Source organism: Mycobacterium avium subsp. avium, from assembly GCF_009741445.1.
In the GTDB taxonomy this organism is placed as follows: Bacteria; Actinomycetota; Actinomycetes; order Mycobacteriales; family Mycobacteriaceae; genus Mycobacterium; species Mycobacterium avium.
In genome coordinates this window covers 2,025,163-2,044,608 of the sequence record NZ_CP046507.1, presented here as the reverse complement: position 1 = coordinate 2,044,608, position 19,446 = coordinate 2,025,163, and the positions used below count along the sequence as shown (strand labels likewise).

Genomic DNA, 19,446 nt, shown 5'->3' with positions numbered 1-19,446 from the left:
AGCTCAGGTGGCAGATCCGCCGGTGAAGCGGGCGGCGCGTTTCTCCCGGTGCGCGGCCAGGCCTTCCTGCACGTCGGGCCCGCTGAAACTGAGGAATTCCAGCCCCACCGAGGTCTCGAAGGTGGGGCCCATCATGCGGTACCAGTGATTGAGGCTGCGCTTGGTCCATTGGATGGCGTGCTGGGCGCCCTGCGCCAGTTTCCCGGCGATGCCCGCGGCGGTGGACAGCACGTCGTCGTCGTCGACGCACAGCGACACCAGGCCGATCCGCTCGGCCTCCTCGCCGAGCAGCGTCTCGCAGGTCAGCAGGTAGTACTTGGCCTTGGCCATGCCGACCAGCAGCGGCCAGCAGATGGCGGCGTGGTCGCCGGCGGCCACGCCCAGCTTGGTGTGCCCGTCGATCAGCTTGGCGGTGCGGCCGGCTACCGAGATGTCGGCGAGCAGGGCCACCACCAGGCCCGCGCCCACGGCCGGCCCGCGGATGGCCGACACCACCGGGGTGTCGCAGTTGATCATGTTGTGCACCAGGTCGCGGGCCTCCCGCATGATGCGGACCCGGCCCTGGTAGTCGCCGATGGTCTCGTCGATCAGGTCGAAGCTGCCGCCGGAGGAGAAGGCCTTGCCCTCACCGCGGACCAGCACCGCGCGCACCGCCGGGTCGCGGTCGATCACCGGCCAGATGTCGGCCAGGTCGCGGTGCATCTGCGGCCCCACCGAATTCAGACCCGGCGAGTCGAGCACCACCGTCAGCACCCCGTCGTCGCCGAGTTCGCAGCGCAGGCTGGGGAAGTCGTGGTAATCGACCGGCGGGTGGCTGACTGGCACGGTCGTCGATACTACGCAGCGACGCCGTCATGGCAGCATTGAGCCCGATGAACAGCAGCGCGCGTACCCGCCGCGACCTTCCCGAGTCGCCGTATCTGGCCGCGGTGAACGGCCGCAAACCCCACCGGGTTCCGGTGTGGTTCATGCGGCAGGCCGGCCGGTCGCTGCCCGAATACCGGGCGCTGCGGGCCCAGCACGACATGCTGTCGGCCTGTTTCGACGCCGAGCTGGTCTGCGAGATCACGCTGCAGCCGGTGCGCCGGCACGACGTCGACGCGGCGATCCTGTTCTCCGACATCGTGGTGCCGCTGCTGGGTGCCGGCATCGACCTGGACATCGTGGCGGGCGTCGGGCCGGTGATCGCGTCGCCTGTGCGCACCGCCGCGGACGTGGCCGCGATGAAAACGCTTGAGCGGCAACGGGTTCAGCCGATCGCCGATGCGGTTCGGCTGCTGGTGTCCGCGCTCGGTGAGGTTCCGCTGATCGGCTTCGCGGGTGCGCCGTTCACGCTGGCGTCCTATCTGATCGAGGGCGGGCCCAGCCGCCATCACGCCCGCACCAAGGCGATGATGCTGGCCGACCCGGACAGCTGGCACGCCCTGATGGAGAAGCTGACCGACATCACCGTGGGCTTCCTGCGGGTGCAACTGGACGCCGGGGTGGACGCCGTCCAGGTGTTCGACTCGTGGGCCGGGGCGCTGTCGCTGGCCAACTACCGCAGCTACGTGCAGCCGCACAGCGCCCGGGTGTTCGCGGCGCTGGCCGATTACGGCGTGCCGATGACGCACTTCGGGGTGGGCACCGCCGAACTGTTGGGGGCGATGTCGGCCGCCCTCAAACCGGCGCCCGCGACGGTGGTGGGCGTGGACTGGCGCACCGCGCTCGCCGACGCGGCGACCCGGGTGATGCCCGGCACCGCGCTGCAGGGCAACCTCGATCCGGTGGTGCTGCTGGCCGGGTGGCCGGTGGTGGAGACGGCGGCGCGGGCGGTGGTGGACGACGGGCGGCGCGCCGTCGACGCCGGCGCGGCCGGGCACGTGTTCAACCTCGGCCACGGGGTGCTGCCCGAAACCGATCCCGGTGTGCTGACCGAGCTGGTGTCACTGGTCCACTCGCTATGACGGCCCGCTCGTATTGTGTTGTGGGCGGCGGTATTTCAGGGCTGACGGCGGCCTACCGGCTGCGGGTGGCGGCCGGCGACGACGCGGTGATCACGCTGCTCGACCCGGCGCCGCGGCTCGGCGGCATCCTGCGCACCGAGCCGGTGGGCGGCGTGCCGATGGACCTGGGCGCCGAGGCGTTCGTGCTACGCCGCCCCGAGCTGCCCGCACTGCTGAGCGAACTGAATCTGACTGGCCGCCAACGCGTTTCGACCGGCGCCCGCCCGCTGATCTACAGCCGGGGACGGCTGCACCCGCTGCCCACCGGCACGGTGGTGGGCATCCCGTCGTCGGCGGCGTCGATGGCCGGACTGGTCGACGAGGCGACGCTGGCCCGCATCGAGGCCGAACCGCGGCGGCCGCTGCACTGGCGGGCCGGCAGCGATCCCGCGGTGGCCGACCTGGTGGGCGATCGGTTCGGCAAGCAGGTGGTGTCGCGGTCGGTGGATCCGCTGCTGAGCGGGGTGTACGCCGGCTCGGCGGCCACCATCGGGCTGCGCGCGGCCGCCCCCACCGTGGCGGCGGCCCTGGACCGCGGCGCCGCCAGCCTGACCGACGCGGTCCGGCGGGCCCTGCCGCCGGCCACCGGGGCGCCGGTGTTCGGTGCGCTGGACGGCGGCTACCGGGTGCTGGTCGACGAGCTGGTCGCGCGCGCCCGCCCGCGGCGGGTCCGGGCCGCGGCGGCCCGGCTGGAACCCGCCGGGCCGGGATGGGCCGTGGTCGACGACGCCGGTGCCCGCCGGCACGCCGACGCGGTGATCCTGGCCGTGCCGGCGCGGGAGGTCGCGCGGCTGCTGGCCGGGATCGCCCCGCGCAGCGCCGCCGCCGCCGGCCGCGTCGTCGCCGCGTCGTCGGTGGTGCTGGCGCTCGCGGTGCCGGGCGACACCGCGTTTCCCGACTGCTCCGGCGTGCTGGTCGCCACCGGCGAGCGGTTGCGGGCCAAGGCCATCACGCTGTCGTCCAAGAAATGGGGGACGCGCGCGGACGTGCAGCTGCTGCGGTTGTCGTTCGGCCGGTTCGGCGACCAGGTGGCCGCCCGCACCCCCGACGAGGAGCTGCGGGGCTGGGCGCTGGCCGACCTGGCCGCCGTGTTCGGGCTGGATGTCCGCCCGGTGGACATGCGGGTGCAGCGCTGGCTCGACGCCATGCCGCAGTACGGGCCCGGCCATGCCGAGCTGGTCGGCGAGCTGCGCGCGGGCCTGCCGCCGACGCTCGCGGTGGCCGGCGGCTACCTGGACGGCATCGGGGTGCCCGCCTGCGTGGGCGCGGCCGGGCGCGCGGTCGAGGCCCTTCAGGCGGAAGTGGCACGATAGGTCGCATGGCCAAGCTTGACTATGACGCGCTGAACTCGGCGATCCGCTACCTGATGTTCTCGGTGTTCGCCGTGCGCCCGGGCGCGTTGGGGGACCAGCGGGACGAGGTCGTCGACGACGCGTCGCGGTTCTTCAAACAACAGGAGGAGCGCGGCGTCGTGGTGCGCGGGCTCTACGACGTGGCGGGCATGCGCGCCGACGCCGACTTCATGATCTGGACGCACGCCGAAACCGTCGAGGCGCTGCAGGCGACCTACGCCGATTTCCGGCGCACCACCGCGCTGGGGCGGGTGTGCTCGCCGGTGTGGAGCAGCGTGGCGCTGCACCGGCCGGCCGAGTTCAACAAGAGCCACATCCCGGCGTTTTTGGCCGGCGAGGAGCCCGGCGCCTACATCTGCGTGTATCCCTTTGTCCGGTCCTACGAGTGGTATCTGCTGCCCGACGAGGAACGCCGCCGCATGCTCGCCGAACACGGCATGGCCGCCCGCGAGTACAAGGACGTCCGCGCCAACACGGTGCCGGCGTTCGCGCTCGGCGACTACGAGTGGATCCTGGCCTTCGAGGCGCCCGAACTGCACCGCATCGTCGACCTGATGCGCGAGCTGCGCGCGACCGACGCCCGCCGGCACACCCGCGCGGAGACCCCGTTCTTCACCGGTCCCCGGGTGCCCGTCGAGCAGCTGGTGAATTCGCTGCCGTGACTGCATCGTTCGATCCCGCCGACCCCGCCCGCTTCGAGGAGATGTACCGCGACCAGCGGACGTCGCACGGATTACCCGCCGCCACGCCGTGGGACATCGGCGGCCCGCAGCCGGTGGTCCGCCAGCTCGTCGCGCTCGGCGCGATCAAGGGTGAGGTGCTCGACCCCGGCACCGGCCCGGGTCATCACGCGATTTACTATGCGTCCCAAGGTTTTTCGGCGACCGGTATCGACGGCTCGGCGGCCGCCATCGAGCGGGCCCGGGCCAACGCCCACAAGGCCGGGGTGTCGGTGAATTTCGAGTTGGCCGACGCGACGAAGCTGGACGGCTTCGACGGCCGGTTCGACACGGTGGTCGACTGCGCGTTCTACCACGTCTTCGCCGCCGAGCCCGAGCTGCGCAGCTCGTATGCGCGGGCGCTGCATCGGGCCACCAAACCGGGCGCCCGGCTGTACATGTTCGAGTTCGGCGAACATGACGTCAACGGCTTCAAGATGATGCGGTCGTTGTCCGAGAACGACTTTCGCGACGTGCTCCCCGCCGCCGGCTGGGAGATCAGCTACCTGGGGCCGACCACCTACCAGGTCAACCTCAGCGCCGAGACGATTCAGATGATGGCTGCTCGCAATCCCGACATGGCCGACGAGGCGGCGAAGTTGCTGGAGCGCTTCCGCGCGATGGAGCCGTGGCTGCAGGGCGGCCGGGTGCACGCCCCGTTCTGGGAAGTGCACGCCACCCGGGTGGACTGACTGCTCCTTTCTTCGGCCGCGAGACTTAAACCATGGCGCCGGTTTCCGGCGTGTCGCGTGCGTGGTTTAAGTGTCGCGGTAGCCGCGACGGGTTAGTGCATCACGTGTGCGTCGCACCACGTCGTCAGGCTTGTCCTCGGCGATCACCCGGACGACGATCCACCCCAGTTCTTGCAGCGCGCGCAGCCGTGCCTGGTCGCGCGCGTACTGCCGCCGATTGGTGCGGTGGTGGTCGCCGTCGTACTCGGCGGCCACCAGATAATCCTCCCAACCCATGTCGAGCACGGCGATGAGCCGCCAGTTCTGTTGGACCGGTATTTGCGTGGCGGGTACCGGAATTCCGGCATCGATCAGCAGGAGGCGTAGCCAGGTCTCCTTTGGCGACGCGGCTCCGGGGTCCACCAGCGGGAGGGCCGCACGCAGCTTTCGCAGCCCCCGCGCTCGTGGACGCCGCTCGGCCAGCATCAGCACTTCCTCGGTCGAGAACGGTGTCGCCCGCATCAACGCGTCGAGTCGCGCCACCGCCTCGCCGCGGGGCCGCTGCCTGGCCAAGTCGAACGCGGTCCTGGCCGGGGTGGTGACCGGCAGACCGGCGACGCGGGTGATCTCGTCGGGCTCGAGCCGCTGGTTGCGTGTGATCACGCCGGCCGGCGGATGCGGGTTGCGCCAGATCAGCTCGATGGGCTCGTCGTCGTCGATCCAGCTCGACCCGTGCAGCGCTGCGGCGGCCAACCCGGCGAGGACGCCGCGGCGGCCCGACCACAACCACGCCGCCACCGAACGTGTGCGCAGCGAGCGCGCGGCGTGGGCGGGCAGATAAATGTCGGGATAGATGGCGCGGAATTGCGCTCGCAATCGGTGGCGGCTCAAGGTTCCGCGCCGCACGGCGTCGCTACCCACAAACGCGTCGTCCACGCATGAACTGACGCCGGGGCGGAGCCGGGGGATCCGCGAAACTTAAACCAGGGCGCCCGTTTCCGGCGTGTCGCGTGCGTGGTTTAAGTGTCGTCGCAGCGCGCGAGGGCAAGGGCAACAGGCGCCGCACAAATCAGGACGGCACCAGCCGCAGGCAGATCGAGTTGATGCAGTAGCGCTGATCGGTCGGCGTCGGGTAGCCCTCGCCGGTGAACACGTGGCCCAGGTGGCTGTGGCAGTTCGCGCACAGCACCTCGGTGCGCGTCGTGCCCAAAGAGTGGTCCGGCAGCAGGATCACCGCATCGGAGTTCGCCGGGTCGTAGAACGACGGCCAGCCGCAGTGCGACTCGAATTTCTCTGTGCTGCGGAACAATTCGGCCCCGCAGGCCCGGCACTGGTAGACGCCCTCGGTCTTGGTGTCGGTGTATTCACCGGTGAAGGGTCGCTCGGTGCCGGCCTGGCGCAGCACGTGGAACTCCTCCGGGGTGAGCCGCTGGCGCCACTCGTCGTCGGTCAATTGCACCTTCGGACTGGTCATATTGCGACGCTCCTCCTCATCGCTGCGCTCTGCATCGTCGCCGGCGCGTCATGCCTCCACGCTAGCGCTAATGGCGGTGACCCGCTGCGCCCGGCTGCGCCGCGCTTGCGATCACCGCGCCGCTAATGGCGGTGACCCGCTGCGCCCGGCTGCGCCGCGCTTGCGATCACCGCGCCGCTACTCGCGCCCGGCCGTCAGCCATGCCGGATCGATGCCGCGATCCAGCCGGTCCTCGGCCTTGGCGTCCAGATACCGGTAGCACAGCACGCTGAACACCACGATCAGCAGCAGCGACCACCCGTAGGTGATCTTGAGGTATTCCAGCGCGCGGCCGTAGCGCATCCAGTTGAACAGCAGCCAGCGGTCCAGCGTCATGAAGCCGTAGATCCCCAGCCACGCCGGCCAGTTGCGGATCAGCGAGTTGGGCAGCACCACCGTCATCAAGAACGGGAACAGCATCATCGAGTAGTAGCCCTGGGCCAGCGGCAGCACCAGCCACGACCACAGCAGCAGCACGCCGGCGGAATTGGTGAACCAGAACCGCGGATCGCGGGTGCGGTAGTAGCGGTACAGCAGCCACAGCGCACCGATCGCGATCAGCGTGAACAGGATTCGCATGAACACGATCAGCCAGGTGGGCAGGCCGAAGTACACGCCGTTACCCTCGATCGAGCTGTTGAAGTAGTCCCGCACGCCCCCGATGTAGGGCAGGGTGCGGGTGACGAAGTCCATCGGGTCGCTGACCAACGGCCACGCCGCCGCGTTGATGAGGATCGGGATCGCGAACGCGGGCACCAGCGCCCGCCACTGCCGGTTCAGCAGCGGCAGCAGCAGCAGCGGCCCCAGCACCGGCTTGAGGGTGAGCGTCAACCCGATGGCCACCCCGGCCCACCACTGGCGGCCGACCCGGCCGTCCAGCAGCCAACGCAAAAACAGCATCTCGGCGAGCAGCACGCAGCCGTTGATGTTGGTGAACACCAGCGTGTTGGTCACGGTCTCGGTGCAGAACATGGCCAGCAGCAGCGCCGGCGCGGCGACCGAGGACAGCGTGTAGCCGAACAGTCGCAGCAGCAGGTACCAGGCGATCAGGATCGCCACGGTGTTGATGAGGATGAACAGGTACCGCGACGGATACTCGGGCAGATAACCGAACGGGGCCATCAGCAGCGTGCCGCCGGGCGGATACAGGTAGTGCGGGTCGACGTAGTCGAAGTGCTCGTTGTAGATGTCCCAGCCGCGCCGGAAGTTCAGCACCGCCCGGTAGACGGGTTTGAAGTCGTCGGTGATGTTCCCGTTGGTGGTGACCACGATGCTGCGGTGCAGCACCGAGAAGATGGCGATCGGCCACAACGCGGACCGCAGCACAGTCGCGACGCTGGGTGCGCTGGTGCGGGGACGAAAGGCGGCCTGGATCCAATCACGCAAGCCGGTCGATTCAGCTGCCGTCACCAGCGCACCGTACACCGGCGCGCCGGGCGATCCGAAAGCAGCGTCAGGCCGGGCAGTAGGTGTCGGTGTTGGGCAATTTGCCGCTGCCCAGGTAGCCGATCAGCGGCGGAACCGCGCAGCCCGAATAGATGCTGGCGCCGTGTCCGATGCCCTGCCACATCACCCGCTTGCTGGCCGCGTTGGCGTTGATGATCCCCGCCGCGGTCGCCGCCACCCCGTCGGTGCCGACGATCGGGTCGTTCTGCACGCCGAGCAGCAGCACGTCGACCTTGAGGCTCTTCGGCGACGGCGGCGGCGAGCCGGTGGGCCAGTGCACGCACTTGACCATGTTGAGCGCGGCGACGGTCCCGAACTGCGGATAGAGCTTGCCCCAGGCCACCACCAGCTCGCGCACCCGGTCCGGCGTCGGGCGGTTGACCGCGTCGCTGCAGACGTTGACGAACTGGCCGTCCGAGTCCTGCATCGCGTTGGCGTGGTTGATCAGGTTGTTCAGCGCGTTGGTGTCGCCGGAGCGGGCGCTGGCCAGCGCGTTGGCCAGGTCGGTGGTGGCGTTGACGCGCCCGCCGGACGGGAAGCCCAGCGCGACGGTGATCGCGTTGGCCACCTGCGCCACCGACACGCCGCCGGGACCCTTGCCGGCGCGGGCGTCGGCGAGCAGCGCGCTGACCGCGCCCTTGGGGTCGGGGCCCAGCGCGCAGTTCACCGCGATGCACTGGGCGGCGAAGGCGTCCAGCGCGGCCTGCTGCCCCTTGACCTGCTGCTCGGCGGCGGCTTCGGCGTTGACGCCCAACGCGACCGGGGAGTCGAGGATCAGCCGGGCCACCTTGTCCGGCCGCGACCCGGCGTAGGCCAGCGCCACCTGGGCGCCGTTGCCGATCCCGATCAGCGCCAGCGCGGGCACGTCCCAGGTGCTGCGCAACCGCTCGATGTCGGAGGCGGCGTGCGCGTCGTCGTAGGCCGACGCCCCCGGCGCGATCGCGTCGGTGCAATTGGTGGTGGCGGCGTTGGCGACCTCGGACAGGTTGGCCACCGGGTCGTCACCGGCCTGGAATTGCGACTGATCACGCATCTGCTGGCGGTCGAACTTGTCCCGGCAGTCGATGGGGCTGGACATGCCGATGCCGCGGCGGTCGACGGCGACGATCGGGTGCGCGGCCAGCACGTCGGCGCCGGCCCGCGACAGCCACACCGGCAGCTGCGCCGACGACGGCAGGTCCGAGCCGGTGGTGAACACCAGCGGGCCCGCGTCGCGGGGTGTCTGATTCGACCGGGCGCGCACCACGCCGATGCTCAGGGCACCGCCCCCGCCGTTGACCGGGTCCAGGTCGGCGTCGTAGTTCGCGCAATCCAGCTGGATGCCGGGGGCGGGCGGGACGGCCGCGTCGGCGAACACCCGGGACGTGCAGTCGTGCCAGGCCAGGTCGTTTTTCGGGGCGGCGAGCGGCGGCGGGCCGCCCGGCGCCGGCTTGGAGGTGGCCGCGCCCTGGGGCCGCGCGCCGGAATTGGTGGCGAAGCGCGGGTCGGCGGCCAGGCCCGGGACGCAGCCGGCGAGCAACGCGGTCACCGCCACCAGGATCGTGGCGCACGGGTGGGGCCGACTCATGCCGACCACAGTAGCTAGCACCTGACGTAGCGGGTGTACAGGTAGCCGGCGTCGTCGGTCAGCACGTGCGCGCAGCGCATCCGGGTGAGCAGCTGGCCCGGCCCGGTGGCGATGCGCCGGGCGTGGCCGCCGACGAGGTAGGGCGCGATGGTCAGGCACAGCTCGTCCAGCAGTTGGCGTTCGAGCAACGAATTCAGCAGCGTCGGACCGCCTTCGGTGAGGATGCGCCGCATCCCGCGCTCGCCGAGCAGGGCCAGCATGGTGGCCTCGTCGACCCGCTCCGGGTCGCCGGCCGAGCAGTCCAGCACCTCGCACAGGCCGCTGAGCAGTCGGCGGGTCTGGTCGGCGGCCGCGGCGCAGGTGAGCACCAGCGGCGGCACCTCGGTGCGGGTGAACACCGCCATGTCCCGGTTCAGGTGGCCGGATTTGGTCACGATCCCCGGCGGCGGGACCTCGCTCTGGCCGCGGGCCTGGCGCTGCTGACGCTGGGCGACGCCGAGCTGCGCGCCGGAGTAGCCCTCGATGCGCACGGTGCCCGCCCCCACCACGATGACGTCGGCGAGTTCGCGCAGCAGGTTGAAGACGGACCGGTCGCCCGGCCCGCCCATGGCGCCGCTGCTGCCGTCGGCGGTGGCGCCGCCGTCGACGCTGGCGATGAAGTTGGCCCGCACCCAGGTTCCGGCGTGCCCGTCGGGATAGTCGTACAGGCCGGGGAGTTCGCCGTCGTCGACCTCGCGTACCGACCCCAACAGCGACAGCGGCGTCTCCGGAAGGGCCATGCGTCTGATTGCAGCACGCGGTTACAGTGCGTGCATGCACGGGTCCGGCTCCGCGTCCGCGTCGGCCGGTGTGGCGCACCTGGTGGACCGGCATCCCACGGTGTCGCCGCAGCGGCTGATCGCCCAGCTGCGACCGCCCCCCACCTTCGCCGACGTGAGCTTTGCGACGTATCAGCCCGATCCGGCCGAGCCGACGCAGGCCGCCGCGGTCACGGCCTGCCGGGAATTCTGCCGCCAAGCCGTGCAGCGCCGCGCCGGCCGGCGAAAACTGTTGGGACGACGCGAGATTCTGCCCGGCGTGGGCCTCTACCTGGACGGCGGGTTCGGGGTGGGCAAGACGCACCTGCTGGCGTCGGCCTACTACGAGCTGCCCGGTGACGGCCCGGTGCGCTCACCGGATGGCCCGGCGCCCAAGGCGTTTGCGACGTTCGGCGAGCTGACCCAGCTGGCCGGGGTGTTCGGCTTCGCCGAATGCGTGGACCTGCTGGCCGATTACACCGCGGTGTGCATCGACGAGTTCGAGCTCGACGACCCGGGCAACACCACGCTGGTCGCGCGGCTGCTCTCGTCGCTGGTCGAGCGCGGCGTGTCGGTGGCCGCCACCTCCAACACGCTGCCCGAGCAGCTCGGCGAGGGCCGCTTCGCCGCGCAGGATTTCCTACGCGAGATCAACACGCTGGCAAGCATTTTCACCACCGTGCGGATCGAGGGGCCGGACTACCGGCACCGCGATCTGCCGCCGGCCCCGGCGCCGCTGTCCGACGCACAGGTGGCCGCGCGCGCCGCCGTCGTCCCAGGGGCGACGCTGGACGATTTCGACGCGCTGTGCGCGCATCTGGCCACCATGCACCCGTCGCGCTATCTGACCCTGATCGAGGGTGTCAGCGCGGTGTTTTTGACCGGCGTGCACCGCATCGACGACCAGAACGTCGCGCTGCGGCTGGTGTCGCTGACCGACCGGCTCTATGACGCCGGGGTGCCCGTGCTGGCCTCGGGGGAGAAGCTGGACACCATCTTCAGCGCGGAGATGCTCTCCGGTGGATACCGCAAGAAGTACCTGCGGGCCATGTCCCGGCTGTTGGCGCTGACCGCCGGCGCTAACGAAGCGTACGGCTCATGAGGTAGTCGTCCTCCCGGCCGGCGCCCAGCTGAAAGGTTCTGGTGCCGCTGACCGTGAAGCCGTGCTTGGCGTAAAAGCGTTGTGCGCGTTGGTTTTTCTGGTTTACGCCCAGCCACACTCGGCTGACGCCCCAGCGGCCGGCAGTGTCCAGCGCCAGGCGCATCAGTGCGGCCGCGGTCCCGGCGCCGTGCTGTTCGGGTGCGACGTAGATCTTCGACAGCTCGGCCGCGTCGCCGGCGAGGTCGTGAATGAGCATGGCGTAGCCGACGATTCGGCCGTCGAGCTCGGCGGCCAGGACCGCGCGGTGCGGGTCGGCCAGGTACCGGGCGAAACACTCGGCCGACAGGTTGGCGTCGATGAACGCCGCGATGTCCTCCCGCGCCGCCGACGTCGGGCACGCCAACGGGAACGTGCGCGCGGCCAGGCCCGCAAGCTGTTGAACGTCAACGGATTCCGTCGTGACGACGCGGACGGCGTGGGTGGCCGGCGCGGGCGTCAAAGATTCCACTGCGCCAGGTGATAGCCCGTCTTCTTGTCCAGCAGCACCACGTTGGAGACGGGGTCGCGGTAGGCGTCCCAGTACACCCCGCCGCGCACGATCGCGCCGTTGGGCGCGTTGACGAGCACGTTGTCCAGCGCGTCGGGCGCATCGGAGGCGCGCGGCTTGTAGGCGTCGGCGTTGGGGGTCACGCCGTTGAAACTGAACACGGTCGCCAGGATGTAGGGGTTGGGCACCCGGATGGCCCGGATGGTCACGTCGGCGCGGTCGACGGTGCTGCCGGGGAAGCCCTTGTAGGTGCCCTCGCGGGTGTAGCCGAATCCCGGGGGCGGGTCGCAGGGCGCCACGCTGCTCACCGTGACGTCGGCGATGAAGGTGCCGTTGTCCACCCTCAGCGTGTCACCGATGTGCCCGATCGGCGCGTCCCCGGCCCAGGCGCGGGGGAGCGGGACCGCCCCGACGCCGGCCGCCGCAACCGGGAAACCGATGAGGAAGGCGGACACGACCCTCAGCCAACGACGCATCCTCGCATGATCGCACACACCGTCGCGCCGAAGGGAGGGTCAACCGTCTTCGCCGGCGCCGACGTTCTTGCCGCTGCCCAGTGATTCCAGCGCCCGGATCAGATCGACCTCGACCCGCTCCTTGTCGACGCCGCCGCGGTGCAGCGGCCCGTCGCCGTCCTCGAGCTCCAGCAGTGCCAGCAACTGGTGCTCGGTGCCGACGTAGTTGTGGCCGAGCCGCAGCGCCTCGCGCACGGTCAGTTCGAGCACCTTGCGGGCCGGCCCGCTGAACGGGATCAGCGCCGGCGGGTCACCGTCGGCGCGCAGCGCGGCGATCGCGGCGGTCGCGGCGTCGCGCAGGGCGTCGGTGTCGACGTGCTGCAGGCGCAGCAGCACCGTCGCCAGCGCGGCCGGGTCGCTGAGCACACCGATCAGCAGGTGGTCCGGGGTGATCTCGCGGTTGCCGGCCTGGTGGGCGGCGTTCTGGGCCGCCACCACCGCGCCGCGCGCCCGCGGGGTGAACCGCTGGAAGCCCTGACCGGGATCCAGGATGGTGGCCTCGCGCGGGACGAAGCGCTTCTGCGCGGCCTGTTTGCTGACGCCCATGCTCTTGCCGATGTCCGTCCACGACGCCCCGGAGCGGCGGGCCTGGTCCACGAAGTGGCCGATCAGGTGGTCGGCCACCTCGCCCAGGTGCTCGGCCGCCAGCACGGCGTCGGCCAGCTGGTCCAGCACGTCGGGGTGGGTGGTTTTGATGGCGTCGATCAGCTCGTCGAGGCGGACCGGGTGGGCGATGCGGATGGGCTCGGACATGCCGTCAACGTTAGGTTGACGCTGGCGGTGGTGTCAACCCGCGGTTGACGCCCCGGGGTTTCGGGGCCGTCCGGGGAAAGGATGCGGTTTGCTCCGTGCTCTGCAAGAATCACCGATTCATGAAGCTGTTTTTGATTGTGGCGGGATTTGCCGCGGTAATTGGGTTGGCCGTACCCGCGCGCGCCGACAGCACCGACGACGCATTCGTGGCCTCACTGGATAAAGCCGGCATCAAGTACGGCGACGCCGACAAGGCCGCCGGCGCCGGCAAATGGGTGTGTACCACGCTGCAGGGCGGCAAGCAGATGTCGGACGTGGTCAGCACCCTGCAGTCCAAGAACTCCAACCTCAGTGACGACCATGCCAACACGTTCGCGGCCATCGCCGTCAACGCCTACTGCCCGGATCAGGCCTCCAGCATCACGCCGGCTACCCCGACCGACACGCCGCCCAGCACTTCCTGACGGCGCGCGTTTGCGATGTAGCGCGGCCGAAACCTGCGTTTAACATCGCGGCCCTAATATGCGCCCGGGCGCAAATTGCCGAAAACGGTGTGAATCGTTTGCTGTGCGTCGCCGGCGTCAATTTCCGAGGCAGGCCCTTCCGCGGGCGGGTGCCCGACGAGATGCCGATCGCCGCCGGGTTTGGGACAATCGGTGCGCTATGCGATTCTTCCTGGGGCTGTGCGCCCTCGCCGCCACCATCGGACTGGCCGCGCCGGCGCACGCGGACATCGACAACGATCAGGACTTCCTCAAGGACCTGCGCGACGCCGGCATCACCTACCAGGACGCCGGCAACGCCATCACTATCGGCAAGTCGGTGTGCGAGCTGCTCGACGACGGCCAATCCGACGCCAAGATCGTGACCGATCTGCGCAACCAGAACCCGGCGTTCCAGGGCGCCAGCGCGGCCAAGTTCACCTACCTCTCGGCCGCGCACTACTGCCCGAAGTACATCACCGGGGAGGACCGCGGTCCCAAGCCCGAGGGTGCCGTCGGCAACTGAGCCGGCCGGCCCGCAATAGGCTGGTGCCGTGCGCGTCGATCCCGGACCGCTGACCTGGGACACCGCGGTGCAGACCTGGCATCTCGACCCGGTCTCCGCGGTCGTCGTCGTGGCGCTCGCCGCCGGATACGCCTGGTGCTACCGGCGGGCCGGGACGTCGGCCCGCGTCGCACCCGCCGCCTGCTTTGCGGCCGGGATGCTGGCGTGGGTGGCGGCCACCTGCAGCGCCGTCGGCGCGTATGCCTACCTGCTGTTCTGGGTGCGCGCGCTGCAGGTGTTGCTGCTGCTCTACGTCGTGCCGTTCTTCCTCGCGCAGGCCACGCCGGTCACGATGCTGCGCGACGCGCTGGGGCCGTCCGGCCGCAACCGCCTCGATCGCCTGTTGGCCAGCCCGATCGCCCGGGTGCTCGCCCACCCGGCGACCACCTCGCTGGGGATGCTGGCCACCCCCTGGCTGCTGTATCTGACGCCCTGGTACACCGCCGCCCTGCACAACGAATGGGTGGGCGCGCCCGCCCGAATCCTGTTGGTGGCGCTGGGTTTCGGCTACTTCTACGCCCGCCTGCAGGAGGACCCGGTGCCGCGCCGCTACCCGCAGTCGATCTCGCTGCTGATCACCGTGGTGGAGGCGCTCGGCGACGGGCTGCTGGGGCTGGTCATCTGGCAGGGATCGCTGATCGGTGCGTCGTATTACGCTGGGCTGCACCGGGTCTGGGGCCCCGACCCGCGGCTGGACCAAACCATCGGCGCCGGTGTGCTGTGGATCCTCGGGGATCTGGTCGGGTGGCCGTTCGTGCTGCTGCTGATGCGGGCCATGTCCCGCGACGAGCGGGCGCACGCCGTCGCGGTCGACGCCGAACTCGACGAGGCCGAGTCACACGACGCCGGCGGCGCCGCCGCGTCGGGCCTGTGGTGGGAGAACGACCCGCAGCTGCGCGAGCGCTTCGGCCGCGGCTGACCTCGAAACCGGCTGGCCTGCTGGGATTTTCAGGCCGCGCGTGCCGTCCAGGTGAAGCTCTGCATCTGCGGCAGCCGCGGGGCCAGGGCCGCGGCGACGCTGCGGCCGATGCGATCGGAGTCCGCCAGGGACGTGGCGGCATCCAGGAACCCCTCCACCTCGACCCGCAGGGTCCGCCCGGTCCACCGGGCCCGGGCGTGCGCGTGCGTCACACCGGGCACCGAGACGGCGACGGCCTCGGCGGTGGTGACGATGTCGGGGTCGACGCCGTCGAGCAGGCGATGCGCGATGTCGGCGGTCACCTCCCAGCCGACGTGGCAGATGAACCCGGTGACGACGATCCCGGCGACCGCGTCGGCCCAGCCCCAGCCGAGCGCCACGCCGATCAGCCCCAGCACCGCCCCGGCCGACGAGAGTGCGTCCAGCCACGAATGCTTGGCGTCGGCCACCATGGTCGCCGACCGAATTCGCCTGCCTACCACCAGTTTGTAGCGGGCCACCAGCTGGTTGCCGACGACCCCGACGACCGCGGCGGCGATGCCCCAGCCGACGTGTCCGGTGCCGCCGTGCCGCAGCAGTTTGGTGACGCTCTCGAAGCCGGCGACCACGGCGCTGCCCCAGATCACCAGGGCCACCCCGATACCGGCCAGGTCCTCGGCGCGCTCGTAGCCGTAGGGATAGCGCTCGGTCGGGAGCTTGCGCGACGCGCGGAAGCCGACGAACACCAGGGCGCTGGTCGACACGTCGGACAGGTTGTGCAGCGCATCGCCGAGCAGCGCCACCGAACCCGACACCACCGCGATGACCAGTTCGACCAGCCCGGTCAGCGCCAGGCCGGCGGCGCTGACGGCGACGGCCCGGTTGGCCTGCCGGCGCTCACCGGCGTCGTCGGTCGCGGTGTCGAGGGGAAAGCTTGCCGCCGGGTCGCGGACCCCGTTGATCACATGCATACGGCCAGCATGCCCCACTCGGCAGCGCCGCCCAAGTGCCGCGGTCCCGGACACGTGATGGCGATCGGCGGGCACGGCCGCGGCCACCGGACGGAGCCACGCGGAATCGTCAGCGCGCCAACGCATTTCGGGCCCGGCGCAAGGCCGCCACCGCCGCCGGGTGCCCCTACTTGTCCCTCTCGGAGTCGGACGGCCCGTCGCGCCAGGGGCGGGAGGTTTTCGGCACCACCATGAACGCCACCGGCAGCCGCAGCAACGCGTCGCGGGCGGAGACCTCGAGGAAAACGATCTCCATCTCCATGCGGTTCAGCGGGCGCGTTTCCATCATGAAGCGCGTCCGCAGGTAGCGGGGGGTCCGCAGCCACTCGACCAAGTTCATGATCGCGACTGTACCCTTCCGGCGGAACTATCTGATTTGCACGGCATTTCGCCGACCCGACGTGAATTTCCCGGCCGGATGCGCACCGGCGCGCCGTCAGCTCATGCCGATGCGGATATTCTTGACTTGCAGAAACTCGTGCAGGCCCTCGACGCCGCCGGTGCGGCCGAAGCCGCTCTGCTTGTATCCGCCGTAGGGGCCCTGCGGCTCGATGTCGCTGTGCCTGTTCACCCACACCGAACCGGCCTGCAAGCGGCGCGCAACCCGGTGTGCGCGTTCCAGGTTGGCGGTCGCGACGAACGCATTTAGGCCGTAGCGGGAATCGTTGGCGAGGCTGACCGCCTGCGCCTCGTCGGCGAACGGCATGACCGAGGCCACCGGCCCGAAGGTTTCGGTCTGCGCCAGCGACGAGCGGTTGTCCACGTTGCTGAAGATCGTCGGCTCGATGAAGTAGCCGGACGCGAGCTCACCCCCGAGCCGCCGCCCACCGGTGACCAGGTCGCCGGCCTTCTCGGCGACCGCCCGGTCGATGACGCCGAGGATGCGGTTGGCGGCGGCCTCGGTGATGACCGGCCCCAGCATGACGTCGGGGCGCAGCGGGTCGCCGATCGTGGCGGCCTGCACCTGGGCCACGAGCTTTTCCACGAAGCTCACGTACACCGACGCCTCGACCAGGATCCGCGAGGCGCAGGCGCAGCTCTGGCCCGCCTGGGTGAGCGGGCCCTGGTGGGCGGCGATGACGGCCGCCGTGTCCAGGTCGGCGTCGGCGAACACGAGATAGGCGGATTTGCCGCCCAATTCGGCCGTCACGGGCGTGACGTTGTCCGACGCGGCCCGCAGCACCTGCTGGGCGGTCGCGTGGCCGCCGGTGAAGTGGACCTTGCCGACTCCGGGGTGCCGAACCAGCGCCTCGCCGCCTTCCGGGCCGGCCGGCAGCACGTTGACCAGTCCCGGCGGCAACCCCGCCTCCAGGCAGAGTTCGCCAAAGCGCAAGGGCGCCAACGACGCAAGCTCGGAGGGCTTGAAGATGACGGCGTTTCCCGCCGCCAGTGCGGGTGCGACGGCGGCGCCCGCGACCACCAACGGTCCGTTCCACGGGGCGATGACGGCGACCACGCCGTAGGGTTCACGTTCGACGATGTTGACGTCGAACGCGCCGCTGACCGGTGTGCTCGCCCCGGTCAGCTTGTCCGGGTAACCGGCGTAGTAGCGCACGAACCGCTCGGTCAGCACCGAGTTGCCGGCGACCGAGATCGGCACCCCGTAGTCGTGCACGTTGAGCTCGGTCAGCTCGGCGAAGTGGTCGCGCAGCAGGTCGGCCAGCCCGAACAGCAGGTCGCGGCGGCGATCGACGGGGTAGGAGATCCATTCGCGCTGCGCCTCCCGGGCGCTGTGCACGGCGCGGTCGACCTCGCTGTGGCCGGCCAGCGCAATGGTCGCGTTGGGCACACCGGTGCCGGGGTAGCGGTGCTGGTGGCTTCCGCCCGACGCCGCGGTGATCCGTTCCGTGCCAATGAGTAACGCACCCGTACGCGGCGGTGAGGACGCAGTAGCCGTCATGGGTCAGCCGACCGGTGTGGCGTCGGAGTGGTTTTCGGCGATCACCCGCTGCTTCTGCTCCGCGATCGCCTGGTTGAGGTGGTCGGCCTTGGCGCAGCCGTAGTACGCGGCGAACTGCAGCGCCACCTCGTCCATCTCTCGAAACGACACGTCACCGCTTTTGAGCGCCGCGTAAACATGCGACATGATCGGGATTTCGGCGTCCTGGAAGGCCACGCAGGCGACCGTGATGAGGCGGCGTTCCTTCATGCCCAGCCCGGGCCGCAGCCACATCTCGCCGAAGACGAAGTTGAGAATGCCCGCGCCCGAATAGGGGTTGTCCCGCGGCGGCGCGAACGGCAGGCAGTTGATGTCCTTGAACGATCGTTCGCCGCCCCGCAGCCGCTGCTCGGGATCGGCGGCGGTGACCAGCGGCAGCAGCGGCTCCGGGTCGGGCGTCGGCTCACCGCGTTCCGCGGCGATCCTGGCCCACTGCTGGTCCACCACGATGTTGAAGCGTGACGCCTTCGGCCAGCCCGCGTAGACGGCGAAATGCAGCACCGCTTCCCGCATTTCGGTGATGCTGAGGTCGCCGCTGTTCAACGCGGCGTAGACGTGCTGCTCGAGCGGGGCCTGCGCGTCGGCGGCCGCCACGCAGGCCAGCGTCACGAACCGCCGGTCGCGCCGGCTCAGCCCCGGCCGCGACCACACCTCGCCGAAGACGAAGTCGATCAGCCCCGAGGCGCAGGGGCTGGCGTCGTCCGGCGGGTCGAAGGTCATCACCTCGGCGAAGGTGCGCACCCCGCGCTGATGCCGCGCCGCGCTATCTGATCGTGACACCGGCGTCGACCTTCAGCTCGAGTCCTGTGACGTAACGGGATTCGTCGGAGATCAGGTAGAGCACCGCGTTGCTCACGTCGGACGCCTCGATCAGCGGCGCGGGCAGCGCGTTGAGGAAGATGGGCACCAGATCGGGCCGCTGTTCGGCGATCAACGCGTGCATGCCCGGCGGCGCCATCCCGGTGGCCACCCCGGTGGGATGCACGGTGTTGACGCGAATGTTCTGTGCGGCAAGCTCATTGGCCAGCGCGAGCGTCATCCCCACGATGCCGTGCTTGGACGCCGTGTAGGGCAGATGCAGCGGGGTTCCCTTGATGCCGGCCGACGAGCTGATGTTGACCAGGCTGCCGCCGCCCCCGCCGATCAGGTGGGGGAGCGCGGCCGCGCAGGTGTTCCAGGCCCCGATCAGGTTGACGTCGAGGACCAGCCGCCACTGCTCGGCGGTGGTGGTGTCCCAGGTGCCCACGGTGAGCACACCCGCGTTGGCGACCGCGCCGTCGAGCCCGCCGAGCTCGTCGACGGCCGCGTCGACCGCCGCCTTCATGGCGGCCTCGTCGCGCACATCGACGATCTTGGGCACCGCCCGGCGGCCGTGCTTCTCCACCAGTCGCACCGTCTCGTTCAGGTCCTCCTCGGTGGCCAGCGGGTAGTCCAAACCCGTTGGGGTGCAGCAGATGTCAACCAGGATGCAGTCGGCGCCCTGTTCGGCCAGCCGCACCGCGTGCGAGCGTCCCATGCCCCGCGCGGCCCCGGTGATGAGGACCCGTTTGCCGGCGACCCGGCCCGTCGCGTCGTCGGTTGCCAT

At 70.5% G+C, this 19,446-nt stretch carries 22 protein-coding genes; 8 read left to right on the top strand and 14 right to left on the bottom strand.

What is annotated here, in order from left to right; translation table 11 throughout:
- Positions 1 to 3: 3 nt before the first annotated feature.
- Positions 4 to 825: an enoyl-CoA hydratase/isomerase family protein gene (locus MAA44156_RS09430; RefSeq protein ID WP_003875262.1), complete on the bottom strand. Its 822-nt coding sequence runs from the start codon at positions 823 to 825 to the stop codon at positions 4 to 6.
- 47 nt (positions 826 to 872) lie between these two features.
- On the opposite strand from MAA44156_RS09430, the gene hemE reads away from it, so the two are divergent.
- From hemE to MAA44156_RS09410, 4 genes are read left to right on the top strand one after another with little or no spacing between them, the layout of a single operon-like run.
- Positions 873 to 1,946, top strand: coding sequence for a uroporphyrinogen decarboxylase (gene hemE / locus MAA44156_RS09425; RefSeq protein ID WP_009977914.1), 1,074 nt, complete (start codon positions 873 to 875; stop codon positions 1,944 to 1,946).
- Positions 1,943 to 3,298: a protoporphyrinogen oxidase gene (locus MAA44156_RS09420; RefSeq protein WP_065371049.1), complete on the top strand. Its 1,356-nt coding sequence runs from the start codon at positions 1,943 to 1,945 to the stop codon at positions 3,296 to 3,298. The genes hemE and MAA44156_RS09420 overlap by 4 nt, the downstream gene beginning before the upstream one ends.
- Before the next feature lie 5 nt (positions 3,299 to 3,303).
- Positions 3,304 to 3,999: a hydrogen peroxide-dependent heme synthase gene (gene hemQ, locus MAA44156_RS09415; protein ID WP_003875265.1), complete on the top strand. Its 696-nt coding sequence runs from the start codon at positions 3,304 to 3,306 to the stop codon at positions 3,997 to 3,999.
- Positions 3,996 to 4,748, top strand: a complete 753-nt coding sequence (locus tag MAA44156_RS09410; protein WP_009977897.1) for a class I SAM-dependent methyltransferase — start codon at positions 3,996 to 3,998, stop codon at positions 4,746 to 4,748. Before hemQ ends, MAA44156_RS09410 begins: the two co-directional genes overlap by 4 nt.
- A 66-nt stretch (positions 4,749 to 4,814) precedes the next feature.
- Here the strand turns inward: MAA44156_RS09410 and MAA44156_RS09405 are convergent, their stop codons facing one another.
- The 5 genes from MAA44156_RS09405 to MAA44156_RS09385 all read right to left on the bottom strand — a co-directional run bounded on the left by MAA44156_RS09405 (position 4,815) and on the right by MAA44156_RS09385 (position 10,032).
- Positions 4,815 to 5,663, bottom strand: a complete 849-nt coding sequence (locus MAA44156_RS09405; protein WP_009977895.1) for a type IV toxin-antitoxin system AbiEi family antitoxin — start codon at positions 5,661 to 5,663, stop codon at positions 4,815 to 4,817.
- 133 nt (positions 5,664 to 5,796) lie between these two features.
- Positions 5,797 to 6,201 carry a peptide-methionine (R)-S-oxide reductase MsrB gene (gene msrB / locus MAA44156_RS09400; RefSeq protein ID WP_009977893.1) on the bottom strand — a complete coding sequence of 135 codons (405 nt, stop codon included), beginning with the start codon at positions 6,199 to 6,201 and terminating at the stop codon, positions 5,797 to 5,799.
- Between the two features lie 177 nt (positions 6,202 to 6,378).
- Complete coding sequence (gene aftC, locus MAA44156_RS09395) at positions 6,379 to 7,665, bottom strand: arabinofuranan 3-O-arabinosyltransferase (protein ID WP_003875269.1); 1,287 nt, start codon at positions 7,663 to 7,665, stop codon at positions 6,379 to 6,381.
- Positions 7,666 to 7,693: 28 nt separating this feature from the next.
- A complete protein-coding gene (locus MAA44156_RS09390) occupies positions 7,694 to 9,253 on the bottom strand; it encodes an alpha/beta hydrolase (RefSeq protein ID WP_100069957.1) in 1,560 nt (519 codons plus the stop codon).
- 14 nt (positions 9,254 to 9,267) lie between these two features.
- Positions 9,268 to 10,032 (bottom strand): pyrimidine reductase family protein, encoded by a 765-nt coding sequence (locus tag MAA44156_RS09385; protein ID WP_009977891.1) that lies wholly within the window; start codon positions 10,030 to 10,032, stop codon positions 9,268 to 9,270.
- On the opposite strand from MAA44156_RS09385, the gene zapE reads away from it, so the two are divergent.
- On the top strand, positions 10,031 to 11,152 hold the full coding sequence (gene zapE / locus MAA44156_RS09380; RefSeq protein WP_029248538.1) for a cell division protein ZapE: 1,122 nt from the start codon (positions 10,031 to 10,033) through the stop codon (positions 11,150 to 11,152). The genes MAA44156_RS09385 and zapE overlap by 2 nt on opposite strands.
- Here the strand turns inward: zapE and MAA44156_RS09375 are convergent.
- Genes MAA44156_RS09375 through MAA44156_RS09365 form a run of 3 tightly spaced genes read right to left on the bottom strand, consistent with a single transcriptional unit; the run spans position 11,130 to position 12,967 of the window.
- Positions 11,130 to 11,660 carry a GNAT family N-acetyltransferase gene (locus MAA44156_RS09375; RefSeq protein ID WP_029248537.1) on the bottom strand — a complete coding sequence of 177 codons (531 nt, stop codon included), beginning with the start codon at positions 11,658 to 11,660 and terminating at the stop codon, positions 11,130 to 11,132. The genes zapE and MAA44156_RS09375 overlap by 23 nt on opposite strands.
- Positions 11,648 to 12,175, bottom strand: a complete 528-nt coding sequence (locus MAA44156_RS09370; protein ID WP_003875274.1) for a hypothetical protein — start codon at positions 12,173 to 12,175, stop codon at positions 11,648 to 11,650. The genes MAA44156_RS09375 and MAA44156_RS09370 overlap by 13 nt, the downstream gene beginning before the upstream one ends.
- Positions 12,176 to 12,214: 39 nt before the next feature.
- Complete coding sequence (locus MAA44156_RS09365; RefSeq protein ID WP_009977884.1) at positions 12,215 to 12,967, bottom strand: Clp protease N-terminal domain-containing protein; 753 nt, start codon at positions 12,965 to 12,967, stop codon at positions 12,215 to 12,217.
- A 119-nt stretch (positions 12,968 to 13,086) separates the two neighbouring features.
- Here MAA44156_RS09365 and MAA44156_RS09360 point away from each other — a divergent pair, with 119 nt between their 5' ends.
- From MAA44156_RS09360 to MAA44156_RS09350, 3 genes are all read left to right on the top strand, one after another.
- The gene (locus MAA44156_RS09360) at positions 13,087 to 13,431 is read left to right on the top strand and encodes a DUF732 domain-containing protein (RefSeq protein ID WP_003875276.1); all 345 of its coding nucleotides are present in this window, start codon (positions 13,087 to 13,089) and stop codon (positions 13,429 to 13,431) included.
- Between the two features lie 199 nt (positions 13,432 to 13,630).
- Positions 13,631 to 13,975 (top strand): DUF732 domain-containing protein, encoded by a 345-nt coding sequence (locus MAA44156_RS09355; protein WP_009977882.1) that lies wholly within the window; start codon positions 13,631 to 13,633, stop codon positions 13,973 to 13,975.
- Positions 13,976 to 14,003: 28 nt separating this feature from the next.
- Positions 14,004 to 14,933, top strand: coding sequence for a cytochrome c oxidase assembly protein (locus MAA44156_RS09350; protein WP_009977880.1), 930 nt, complete (start codon positions 14,004 to 14,006; stop codon positions 14,931 to 14,933).
- A gap of 29 nt (positions 14,934 to 14,962) precedes the next feature.
- Here MAA44156_RS09350 and MAA44156_RS09345 read toward each other — a convergent pair whose 3' ends face one another.
- From MAA44156_RS09345 to MAA44156_RS09325, 5 genes are all read right to left on the bottom strand, one after another.
- On the bottom strand, positions 14,963 to 15,883 hold the full coding sequence (locus MAA44156_RS09345) for a cation diffusion facilitator family transporter (protein ID WP_009977878.1): 921 nt from the start codon (positions 15,881 to 15,883) through the stop codon (positions 14,963 to 14,965).
- A gap of 166 nt (positions 15,884 to 16,049) precedes the next feature.
- Positions 16,050 to 16,262, bottom strand: coding sequence for a hypothetical protein (locus tag MAA44156_RS09340; RefSeq protein ID WP_003875280.1), 213 nt, complete (start codon positions 16,260 to 16,262; stop codon positions 16,050 to 16,052).
- A gap of 96 nt (positions 16,263 to 16,358) precedes the next feature.
- Entirely contained in the window at positions 16,359 to 17,822 is a 1,464-nt protein-coding gene (locus MAA44156_RS09335) for an aldehyde dehydrogenase family protein (protein ID WP_023879700.1), read from the bottom strand.
- A gap of 3 nt (positions 17,823 to 17,825) precedes the next feature.
- Positions 17,826 to 18,641: a carboxymuconolactone decarboxylase family protein gene (locus MAA44156_RS09330; RefSeq protein ID WP_023861164.1), complete on the bottom strand. Its 816-nt coding sequence runs from the start codon at positions 18,639 to 18,641 to the stop codon at positions 17,826 to 17,828.
- Complete coding sequence (locus tag MAA44156_RS09325; RefSeq protein WP_009977866.1) at positions 18,625 to 19,446, bottom strand: mycofactocin-coupled SDR family oxidoreductase; 822 nt, start codon at positions 19,444 to 19,446, stop codon at positions 18,625 to 18,627. Before MAA44156_RS09325 ends, MAA44156_RS09330 begins: the two co-directional genes overlap by 17 nt.